Annotated in this window: 1 protein-coding gene; it reads left to right on the top strand. The window is 49.6% G+C overall.

The genetic code is table 11. The features are described from left to right. Positions 1-250, top strand: a 250-nt coding sequence (locus R0J92_RS25200) for a TonB-dependent receptor domain-containing protein (protein WP_411053698.1), incomplete at both ends; no start/stop codon positions are given.

The following is a 250-nucleotide window of genomic DNA, read 5'->3' as shown; positions in this document are numbered from 1 at the left end:
ATCTATGGCAACCCAAACCTTCAGCCTGAAACCTCGGTGAACCATGAAGTTGGTTTGCTTTACCAAGGTGATAGCGGTATCAGTGCGAACGTGACAGCGTTCTATAACGACTTCAACGACAAAATCAGCCGGGCTGCCTGCCCAAGTGACATTTGTCTCAATGGCCCCAATCAAGCAGGAGCTGATCCTACTTACAACATCAATATCGATAAAGCGGTCACCCAAGGGGTCGAGGCAGGTGTAACCCATG

The sequence above is a fragment of the Tritonibacter sp. SIMBA_163 genome, from assembly GCF_046535935.1.
Taxonomy (GTDB): Bacteria; Pseudomonadota; Alphaproteobacteria; order Rhodobacterales; family Rhodobacteraceae; genus Epibacterium; species Epibacterium scottomollicae.
This window is presented reverse-complemented; position numbering and strand designations above follow the sequence as displayed.